Genomic DNA, 10,669 nt, shown 5'->3' on the forward strand with positions numbered 1-10,669 from the left:
TTTCTGATTTATCCTTAAATTTAATGAATTGTAAACTTAAGCCGTGTATAATTAATTGCTTGGTTCTTGCCTACTTGCGAAAATTCCTGCGGAATTTTCTCGGGTTCGTAAAAGTTTGCTAATTTAGTTGCTGAAACACGCAACTAACCATACACAAACACGTTAGGCAACATTTGAGAAAAAAACTAAACTAAATGGAATTAAAACCAATATCTGGACAAAAAGGAAGAACTTTACTTGAGTTTTATAATCCGAATGAATGGCCTTCTCAATGGAAGAAAATGCCTGAAATGATGTGCGATTTAATTAAAACTCTCGAATCGATTGACCACGCACCTGTTTGGGTATTTACTTCGCACGCTGAACTATTATTCACGAACAAAGATGACTACCAAGATTGGCAAGTTTTAGTGAAAATAATTGAAATGGATACAAAGCAATACTATAAAATTACTGTTGCACAAGACAATCCGTGGCATCATTTAACTGGATTTTCTGATAATAACAAAGAAGCTGCGGAATTAGTAATATCTGGATTATCAGTTGCTGTAGTTGGAAAAAATCGGAATATATTTTTGGACTCGAATTAATAAATGACAAAGTTTCTCGATATTTAAAATATGAACTATTTGAATTCTATACTAAAGACATTTAAAGAGCACCAAATTTCTCAATACTCGGAATTGAAAATATTGGAATTTAATAAATCTGAACACTATCCAATTAGTGAGGGAATTCAATTCGAATCAAATCATTTCGCAGGAGAAATATTTTATTATTCTAGTGATAAAATGAAATATTGTGAAATGGAATTTTTAATCTACTTGGGAGAAAATTATAAAGCAAAAGTAGTTGAAGAAACAGACATAAAAGAAATAGAAAATAAGATAGCTGAATTTTTAACCAAACGAATGACCGAATTAAAAAACGTTGCCTAACACCGTGTATAATTAATTGCTGGTTATAGCCTACTTACGAAAGTCCTCGCGGACTTTCTATTCGGTTTTTATTTGCTAACTTTAGTGCTTAAATCACGCAACTAATCATACACAAGACCGTTGCCACACATTTGAGAAAATCAGTCTACATATTAATATTCGCTTTCATTTTGAACTCTTGTCAAAATGAAAAAAAATTGAATGGAACTTGGATTTCAGCCTATAAGCACGAAGAAAATGACACTCTGAAATATGATTTATCAGGAGTTCCTTTTAATGAAATATGGGAATTTAATGACGGAACATTAAAAATCCAAAGATATAAATATGACTTTTTTTATGAAGATATAAGTTCATTCAAATTTAAACTTAAAGGAAATAAATTCGTTGTTGATGAAGCTGAACCGTATCTATCTGATATAATTGAACCGATTACTAAAGACAGTTTTCAATTAAGTGGTTTTAGTTATGGTAACTCAAAACTTGTGTATAAAAAATTAGATGATTCTTTGAAAAATAATTCAGCTGATTTTAAATTGACTGGAAATAAATATATCCGAAATTTCAAAAAATGGACTGACACTATTCATTTTGTAAATGAATCTGTTTATACAAGCAGTGGTTGGTCAATGGAAAATTCGGAATTAAAGTGGGAAAGAATAAATTATAACGGATTTGATATATTATTTACTGATATTTATATTCCGTTCATCCTAAAAAAGAAAGTTGGAAATAAAATTTATGTCACAACATTTGACAAAAAGAAAGAAGATTATATTTTAGAAGAAATTGAATAAAAAAACGTGTGGCAACAATGTATATAATTCATAGCTGCTTCTCGCCTACTGTCGAAAAACCTCGCGGTTTTTCTATTTCCGTTATTATTTACTAACTTACTTGCTAAAATAACGCTACAAATCATATACGAGACCGTTGTGTTTCATACAAAATCCAACCGCACAAACAGCACATTTGGTTTTCTTCCAACGCTTAAAGCCAACTACTAATAAAACCAAAAGAGCTATTTCCTGCCAACGCTCTGACAAAGAACACTACTGAATACCAATACATATTTATATTGTATTTTAATAATTAAATGTATCTTTGCGTATTAATGTCGGAACTCAAAGAGACTGAACCAATGAATCGAATTAAAAAGGTTTTAAAGGAACAAGGAAGAACTCAAACTTGGCTTGCTGAACAAATTGGAAAAAGTTATGTGGTCGTTACAAATTATTGTAACAATAATACACAGCCAAGTATTCAGGTCTTAACAGATATATCTCAGGTTTTGGATGTTGACATAAGAGAATTATTGGTTTCCACTAAAGACGATTAGAAATGGATAAAGAATTTGAAATATTCAAAAATGGAAGCACTTGGCTAAGAACTGACTTCCATTTGCATACAAAGGCTGACAAAGAATTTATCTATCAAGGTGAAGACAATTCCTTTGTTTCTGATTATGTACACCAATTAAGTCAAAAAGGTATAGGCGTTGCTGCCATAACCAACCATAATAAATTTGACTATAATGAATATAAAGCCCTTGCAAAAAAAGCTAGAAAGCAAGAAATCTATGTGTTGCCAGGAGTTGAGTTATCCGTAAATGACGGAGCAAACGGAATCCATTGCCTTGTTATTTTTAATCCTTTAGAATGGCTTGAAAACAGTACTGACTATATTAACCAATTCATAACTCAAACATTTGCGGGAAAGCATAATTATGAAAATGAAAATGGTCGTTCAAATGATAATTTGACTGAAACCATCAAAAAATTAAATGCCTTTGAGAAAGATTATTTCATCATTATGGCTCACATCGAACAAAGAAGTGGTTTCTATAATGAATTAGATGGTGGAAGGATTCAAGAATTAGGCAAGAATCCGCTATTCAGAAAAACAGTTCTAGGTTTTCAAAAAGTAAGGACAAGAGACATAATTGACAAGCTTAATTTATGGCTTGATAATGACTTACCTGTTTTTGTGGAAGGTTCGGACGCTAAAAAAATAGAAGATATTGGAACAGGTAATTCCGTAAATAACATTACACAAAAAACTTTCTTAAAAATTGGGGCTTTTAATTTTGAAGCAATAAAATACGCCTTACTTGACCAAAAATATAGACAAGCTAATGAAACCAAAGAGCCGGTTAATGGATATATTAAATCCATAAGTTTTAAAGGAGGAAAGTTAGATGGCTCAACACTTCATCTAAATCATTCTATGAATAACTTGATTGGTATACGAGGAAGTGGTAAATCTTCAATTTTAGAAGCAATTAGATATTCTCTAGATATTGACTTAACTAGAAACCAAAATGTTGACTTCGAATATAAAACTAATCTAGTAAATGCTCTATTGGGCAGCGGAGGAAAAATCACTTCTGTTTTAGTCGATGACCAAGGTAAAGAATACATAGCTGAAAAAATACTTGGCGATAGAACTAACATATATCAAGATGGCGAGCTTCAACTTGGGCTAAAACCAAATGCCATTGTAAAAAAACCAATTTACTTTGGTCAGAAAGACCTTTCTCAGATAGGAGATTCTTTATCAACTGAATATTTGATAAGTAAACTGATTGGCGACCGTTTGCTTAATAAAAAGCGAGAGGTTGACGAAAAAAATCAAGAGGTGTTAAGACTTATCAGTGAACTCAAAAAAATTGATTCAAAAGTTGCTAGAAAAGCAGATATCGAAGCTAAACAAGCGGAATTGAAAATTAAGATTCAAGTTTTTAAGGATAATGAAATAGACAAAAAACTTGAAAAGCAAATCTCGTTCGATAAGGACAGCAATTTCATAAAACGTCTAGAGAAGTTCGAGCAAAAAGTAATAGACGGTCTTAATGATTATGTTGGAGAATATGAAGATAGTTTTCAAAGTTTTAAAGCATATTCATCAAAAGAAAACAGTTTAGACATCGATAAATTAAAGCAGCACTTCCTAGCCTTTGAAAATATTTTTCTTGAAGCCAAAACACTTTCATCAAGGCTTGTTGCTGAAAACTTGGAGCTTGAAGAATTACATAAAGGATTCAATGTTAAGTATGAAGAACTGAAAGAAGAGTTTTCTAAAATCAAACGTGAAATAAATTTACCAAATATTCAGGCCGATGACTATGTAAAATACACCAAGGAATTAGATTTGTCCAAAGCTCAATTATCCGAGTTAGATAAACTCTCTAAAAAGAAAAAAGAGTTAGAAACTCAGCTAAAACAAACTCTTATTTCATTACAAAAGCTTTGGCATAACGAATTTGAAATTGTCCAAGAAGAAATAAAAAAAGTTAATGATGACCAAGATTCAATCAAAATTGCTGTTGAGTTTAAAGGAAACAAGCAAGATTTTGAATCATATTTAAAAGAGAATCTCAGAGGCAGTAATTTAAGAGGTAATAATATTCAAGTAATCATTGATAATTACAGTGATTTGATTGCAGTATATGAAGACTTGAACCAACCAAATAGTACAATTTCTACAAGTCTTTCTGATGTACAGCTTCATACATTTAAAGAGTATTTTAACTCAAATATCGAAGCCTTTTTGACCTATAGAATTCCTGATAAATTTGAAATTATTTATCGAAATAGGTCTTTGAACGAACATTCTTTAGGGCAAAGAGCTTCTGCATTAATCATATTTTTATTAACACTCAGAGAAAGCGATTTAATAATTATTGACCAACCAGAAGATGATTTAGATAATCAGACTATCTATAATGATGTTATAAAAGTATTGAAAGAATTGAAAAACACCTCTCAATTTATATTTGCAACACATAATCCTAATATCCCAGTTCTTGGAGATTGCGAACAGATTGTTTCTTGCAGATATGATTCGAATATCATAAAAACAAATCTTGGGAGTATCGATGATGAAACAATCAGGAAAGAAATAGTAAACATAATGGAAGGTGGCAAGGAAGCATTTAACAATAGAAAAAGAATTTACGAATTATGGACGCATTAGAATTATTGGATTTAATCCAAATGGGAGAATCCAGCAAAGTTCAATTTAAAGTTAGAGTGAATAATGCAAATTCAATCGGAGCTGAAATGGTTGCTTTTTCAAACACGAAAGGAGGTTTAATTATTATTGGTGTTGACGATAAAACAGGAGAAATTAATGGACTTTCATTTGAAGAATTACAAGCTACCAACGAACTTTTAGCCAATTCGGCTTCAAATAATGTAAAAGCACCTATTTATATATATACCGAAACCGTAAAAGTTGAAGAACAATATGTAATTGTTGCTCACATTTCCGAGGGTAGTAGTAAACCGCATATGGACAACAATGGTATAATTTGGGTAAAGAATGGTTCTGATAAAAGAAAAGTAATTGCAAAAGAGGAAATTGCCAGATTGCTTCAAAGTAGCGGAAATCTTTTTGCAGATGAAACATTGGTAAACGGCACAACCGTGAATGACCTAGATGAAGATTTCTTTAAGGAATTTATTATTTCAAAAACGAAGAAAACTATTGAGGAATTAGGTCAATCAACATCGGCTGTACTTTCTAATCTAGGAATGATTAAGGAAGGAAAACTGAGCCTAGGAGGTTTACTTTTATTTGGCAAAAATCCTCAACAATTTAGACCAACTTTCACTGTACAATGTGTATCTATTGTTGGAAATGACATAAGTTCAAATGAATATCGCGACAAAGAAGAACCATTCAGTGGAAATTTAAAAGAACTATACGAAAAAACGCTTTCATTCATAACTAGGAACTTACGAAAGCAACAAACAAAGGATGGATTTAATAGTCAGTCTGAATTAGAAATTCCAATCCAAACAATTGAGGAATTGCTTGTTAACGCATTAATCCACAGAGATTACTTTATTTCATCTACTATTAAAGTATTCATATTTGACAATAGAATAGAAATTATAAGTCCCGGAAAACTACCGAATACTTTGACAATTGATAACATAAAAATTGGAACTTCTATTCCTCGAAATCCAATACTATTTACAAATGCTAGATACATCCTTCCATTTGTCGGAGTTGGTAGTGGAATTCCACGAGCAATTGAGAATTCACCTGATTTGGAACTAATAAACGATGTGGATAGAGAGGTATTTACGTCAATAATAAAACGAACAGAATAAAATGCCAACGCTAAAAGCCATACACATTTGCAATTCGCTACAGCCAAATCACAAGCCAAAAATTGCAAAAGAGTATGTCTTTGCCAACGCTACAAACTGAACGGAAAATAAAGTACGAAAACACAACAATGTATAAAAATAATAGCGGTTTTAGTGTTAAAACCAAAGTAATTAAATATAAAAAAGGTCTGTGTTTAACCGAAAATTAGTGCATTTTAATCCGCTACTATTCTTATACTAGACCGTTGGCAAACATTTTGCGCGTGCCAACAATTTCAAGGATTTTACGAAATTCTGTGCTTACTTGCTTCAGAAAAATACGTTGGAATTTAAAGCTGAACGTTAAAAAAATATTACACTGGAATTTCTTACTCTTGCGGAACTTTACGCACGAATTTCGACTTACCCAACTTCAGTTCTTTAATTCAAAATTATAGCAATCCTCAACTTTTGGCTGATAAGCGGAATGGCAAAACGTACGGCTGAACTGTTCGCAATTTTAAAAAATTGAAATTAGTTGTTTAAATCAATCGATTCTGATGTCACGAAATTTCGGCCGAAAATCAAAACTGATGCTCTTTGCGGAAAAAAACGGAATAATAATTTGAAGATTTTTTTGACATTTAAGTAAAAAACGAAACAACGTACGAAAAACCAAAGATCCTATAAATACACAAAGGAGTAGTTCGTAAAAAGAAAAAACGTTAGCCAACAATGTATATAATTTATAGCTGCTTCTTGCCTACTGTCGAAAAACCTCTCGGTTTTTCTATTTCCGTTATTATTTGCTAACTTACTTGCTGAAACAACGCTACAAATCATATACGAGACCGTTGTAGGCAATTTAAGAAACGGACTAACAACCAAATGACTGAATGAACTTTTTATACAGATTACTACTAACTTTCAATGCAACATCATTGATAATCGTTGTTTTTTTAGTCAAAGAGCAAGTTCTGATTAATGAAATAGACTGCCGATTAATCAACTTACCCAATTACGTATCGTACATCATTTACTTTCTTATTCCTGTTGGACTGACTTATTTCAGCCTTTTGATTGCAAGATTTTTAAGTAAAGATAATATTCAAGAAGCTTCAATTATAAGTATTGAACAAGCCAATAACGCCTTTTTACCGAGTTATTTAGGATACTTTTTTGTAGCATTAAGTGTTCCCTACGTTGAAACACTAATATTTGTGTTTGCGATATTATTTATTTTTACATTTTTATCCCAAACTTTATATTTCAATCCTCTTTTTTTAGTGTTTAGATATCACTTCTACTACCTGAATACTACCAATAATGTTCAACTTTTTGTAATAACAAGAAAAGAGTTAAAAGACCCAAAAAGTATCAAAATAGAACAATTAAGAAGAATAAATAATTTCACGTTTATCGACATAAAAAAATAATATGAACCATTTACTTGCAAAAAAAACAGGACGTAATGGAGAATACGTCAAAATGATATCCGATGAGGATATTTTTAACTTACCAGACGACTTGGACAATCCACACGAATACGATACTGATTATAAGCTTGAAGATGATGAATGGTTTGGAATAGAAGATTTTTCCGAAACTGATTTCTGTATCGATATACTAACAACGGACTTTAATTCAGCGGAATATAATCAAATTGCTCTTGCGGATTATAATAGACTTAAATATTTATGCTCTTATCAAGATAACCAATATTACTACTTTCAAAAGTTATCGAGAAGCCAAACTATTAGACGGAAATGGTTTACAATATCTAACCAACCAGAAATTCAAAATGACAATCCGATAATTATTTTGAAAGAATTACCAGATGCGATTTATGACAGCGAAGAAGATATACTCTACTTCAAAAAACTGACGTCAATCACAACAATATTTTCTGGAATCGGAACTTTATATCGAGAAGCAACACAAGAAGACACTGAACAATTCCTTGAGAACGAATTCATTAACTTAACAGACGATTATGATGCATCAAAAGTAAAAAAGGCGAATAGAAAAAGAATTGCTATGGCTATGGACACATTTAATGCTTTTAATCCTCAACAAAGAAATTCTATCTATGACTATATAAAGGAATATTGCAATGACCTTGAATTTTCAGACGAAGACAGAAATTTTAATATTGGTTCGGAGGAAAATTTAAAGCAATTAATGTACGGAATTGAACAGCGATATTATACAACACCAATTGGAAACGAAAAGAGATTAGCAAATTCAATTACAACAATATAAAAAACTGCCTACAACAACGTATATAGCTCATAGCTAATTAGTTGATTAAACGAAGTTAAGGCATATTTGGAAAGTCGCCAAATTTTTAAAATTGACGATTTCCAATAAAAAAGATAAATAGTAAAATTTAAAAATCTGGCTTGTGCTTAATCCGAAAATAATCGCTAATTTACACGCTACGAGCCATATACAAGACCGTTACCATACATTTTGAAGAAACATTCTGCATTTTATGAACATTAGAAAATTGACATTGAAAATCCTTAAAAACCTAACACTATTTTCACTACTTATTTTGGTAATTTCTTGCCAAAATTCAGAGAACAAAGCGAACACAAGCAAAAGCCAATCAATCGGACCAAAAAATGGTGCTTTGCTTATTGGTGGTGGTGGAAAAAATGATGGAATGACAGATGAAATGTGGAAAGTGTTTTTTGATTTGGCAGGTGGAAAATCCGCCAAACTTGTTGTTATTCCAACTGCTTTTGATGAAAGTTCAATTAACTACGACCCAGAATTTAAGATTTTAGAACGTCAATTTAAGGAGCGTGGATTTGATAGTATTCAATTTATGCACACAAGAGACACTTTAATTGCTAATAGCGAAGAATTTGTAAAACCTTTAAAAACTGCAACAGCAGTTTGGTTAACAGGTGGCAGACAATGGAGAACAGCTGATGCATATTTGAATACCAAAACGCACAACGAATTAATTAACCTTTTAAATCGCAATGGCATTATCGGAGGAACTTCAGCTGGTGCTTCAATTCAAGGTTCTTACTTGGCAAGAGGTGGAAGAGATATAAATGGAAATTATAGTATTATTGGAAGTCCCGAAATTGGACTTGGGTTTGTCACGAATACTGCTTTTGACCAACATCATCTTTATCGGAATAGACAATATGATATGTTTGAATTATTAAAAAATAGACCAGAATTATTAGGTGTTGGCATCGATGAACATACTGCAATTTTAGTCCAAGGAAATGAATTTGAGGTTATTGGAGACAAATATGTAGCAATTTATGATGGAACATTTTGGTCGCCTTATTTCAATGAAATTGACACACTCGAAACTGGAAAAAACAAATTCTATTTTTTAAAAAATGGAGACAAATACAATCTAAAGGAAAGAAGGGTTCAGCAGAATAAGTTTATAGTAAAAAAAGATATTTCTTCCAACGAACAGAAAGAATATGTTGGAAATTATCTTTATGAGAAAAGTAAGGTCTTTTATAACAATATTGTAATTGAAAACGACACTTTAAAATTTCAAATAGTACGTAGAAATATTGTTCGCGACCCCATTCCAATTTACTCATATGAAAAAGATTTATTCTTTGACACAGACGCAGAATTATGGTTTCACTTCAAAAGAGACAGTTTAGGACAAATTATCGGATTTGATAAAAAAACCCACAAATTTATAGGTAGCCTAAACCAAAGATTTAACAAGACTGTAAATCAATGAAAATTTATATTCTAATCGGTATTATTTTTTGCTCAACTTTATTTGCGTGCGGAAACAAGAATGAAGATAGATTTATTTTTTTTCTTCATAACCGATTTTTAGAAGAACACGAACTAAACGATTTGCATCCCGAATTTGGACGAACTGAGTATAATGAAATAATCAATAAGTTTAAAAAGAGCGGATTAAAGGTTGTCAGCGAAAAAAGGAATGGAAACGTAAACGCAAGAGAATATGCAAGCGGAATTGTCAACCAAATTGACAACTTAATTAAAAATGGAACAGAACCGAATAAAATAACTGTAGTAGGAACTTCAAAAGGTGGATATATTGCTCAATATGTTTCGACTTTGGCAAATAATCCAAGTTTGAATTTTGTTTTTATCGCAAGTTTTAGAAATAGTGACATCGAGAATATTCCCGAAATAAATTATTGCGGAAATATTTTAACGATTTATGAAAAGACTGACCCTTTTGGAGTTTCGGCATTGGAACGAAAGAAAACATCGAGTTGCGAGATTGAACATTTCAAAGAAATTGAACTTAATACAGGAATGGAACACGGGTTTTTATTCAAACCACTTAAAGAGTGGATTGAGCCAACTATAAAATGGTCGAAAGGAAATTACATCGTGAAATAAAAACGTATGGTAACAACGTATATATCTCATAGCTAATCAGTTGATTAAACGAAATTAAGGCATATTTGGAAAGTCGCCAAATTTTTAAATTTGACAACTTCCCAAAAAAATAAAATAAGTAGTAAAATTTAAAAATCTGGCTTGTGCTCAACCGAATGTAATCAGCTAATTTGCACGCTACGAGCCATATACAAGACCGTTACCAAACAGTTGAAAACCGAACAATGAAACAACTTTTTATTTTAATATTAACATTTT

General features: G+C 31.4%; 9 protein-coding genes. All 9 read left to right on the forward strand.

Annotation, left to right across the window (positions count from 1 at the left end):
• Positions 1-194: 194 nt before the first annotated feature.
• Positions 195-590: a hypothetical protein gene (locus ABD730_RS05680; RefSeq protein WP_344713163.1), complete on the forward strand. Its 396-nt coding sequence runs from the start codon at positions 195-197 to the stop codon at positions 588-590.
• A gap of 39 nt (positions 591-629) precedes the next feature.
• Entirely contained in the window at positions 630-938 is a 309-nt protein-coding gene (locus tag ABD730_RS05685) for a hypothetical protein (RefSeq protein WP_344713165.1), read from the forward strand.
• Between the two features lie 197 nt (positions 939-1,135).
• The gene (locus tag ABD730_RS05690; RefSeq protein WP_344713168.1) at positions 1,136-1,735 is read left to right on the forward strand and encodes a hypothetical protein; all 600 of its coding nucleotides are present in this window, start codon (positions 1,136-1,138) and stop codon (positions 1,733-1,735) included.
• A gap of 317 nt (positions 1,736-2,052) precedes the next feature.
• The gene (locus ABD730_RS05695; protein ID WP_344713170.1) at positions 2,053-2,277 is read left to right on the forward strand and encodes a helix-turn-helix transcriptional regulator; all 225 of its coding nucleotides are present in this window, start codon (positions 2,053-2,055) and stop codon (positions 2,275-2,277) included.
• A gap of 2 nt (positions 2,278-2,279) precedes the next feature.
• Positions 2,280-4,913, forward strand: coding sequence for a TrlF family AAA-like ATPase (locus ABD730_RS05700; protein ID WP_344713172.1), 2,634 nt, complete (start codon positions 2,280-2,282; stop codon positions 4,911-4,913).
• The gene (locus ABD730_RS05705) at positions 4,901-6,058 is read left to right on the forward strand and encodes an RNA-binding domain-containing protein (RefSeq protein ID WP_344713174.1); all 1,158 of its coding nucleotides are present in this window, start codon (positions 4,901-4,903) and stop codon (positions 6,056-6,058) included. Before ABD730_RS05700 ends, ABD730_RS05705 begins: the two co-directional genes overlap by 13 nt.
• Positions 6,059-7,474: 1,416 nt before the next feature.
• Positions 7,475-8,299: a hypothetical protein gene (locus ABD730_RS05710; RefSeq protein ID WP_068484998.1), complete on the forward strand. Its 825-nt coding sequence runs from the start codon at positions 7,475-7,477 to the stop codon at positions 8,297-8,299.
• Between the two features lie 253 nt (positions 8,300-8,552).
• Complete coding sequence (locus tag ABD730_RS05715) at positions 8,553-9,770, forward strand: cyanophycinase (protein WP_344713183.1); 1,218 nt, start codon at positions 8,553-8,555, stop codon at positions 9,768-9,770.
• Positions 9,767-10,411 (forward strand): alpha/beta hydrolase, encoded by a 645-nt coding sequence (locus ABD730_RS05720; protein WP_344713185.1) that lies wholly within the window; start codon positions 9,767-9,769, stop codon positions 10,409-10,411. Before ABD730_RS05715 ends, ABD730_RS05720 begins: the two co-directional genes overlap by 4 nt.
• Positions 10,412-10,669: the final 258 nt, after the last annotated feature.

Origin of the sequence: Winogradskyella damuponensis, assembly GCF_039538385.1 — a bacterium.
In the GTDB taxonomy this organism is placed as follows: domain Bacteria; phylum Bacteroidota; class Bacteroidia; order Flavobacteriales; family Flavobacteriaceae; genus Winogradskyella; species Winogradskyella damuponensis.

Excerpts from the sequence above, each read along its gene's own strand:
- ABD730_RS05700 (WP_344713172.1), top strand. The coding sequence starts at position 2,280 with ATGGATAAAGAATTTGAAATATTCAAAAATGGAAGCACTTGGCTAAGA.
- ABD730_RS05710 (WP_068484998.1), top strand. The coding sequence starts at position 7,475 with ATGAACCATTTACTTGCAAAAAAAACAGGACGTAATGGAGAATACGTC.
- ABD730_RS05705 (WP_344713174.1), top strand. The coding sequence starts at position 4,901 with ATGGACGCATTAGAATTATTGGATTTAATCCAAATGGGAGAATCCAGC.
- ABD730_RS05720 (WP_344713185.1), top strand. The coding sequence starts at position 9,767 with ATGAAAATTTATATTCTAATCGGTATTATTTTTTGCTCAACTTTATTT.
- ABD730_RS05680 (WP_344713163.1), top strand. The coding sequence starts at position 195 with ATGGAATTAAAACCAATATCTGGACAAAAAGGAAGAACTTTACTTGAG.
- ABD730_RS05695 (WP_344713170.1), top strand. The coding sequence starts at position 2,053 with ATGTCGGAACTCAAAGAGACTGAACCAATGAATCGAATTAAAAAGGTT.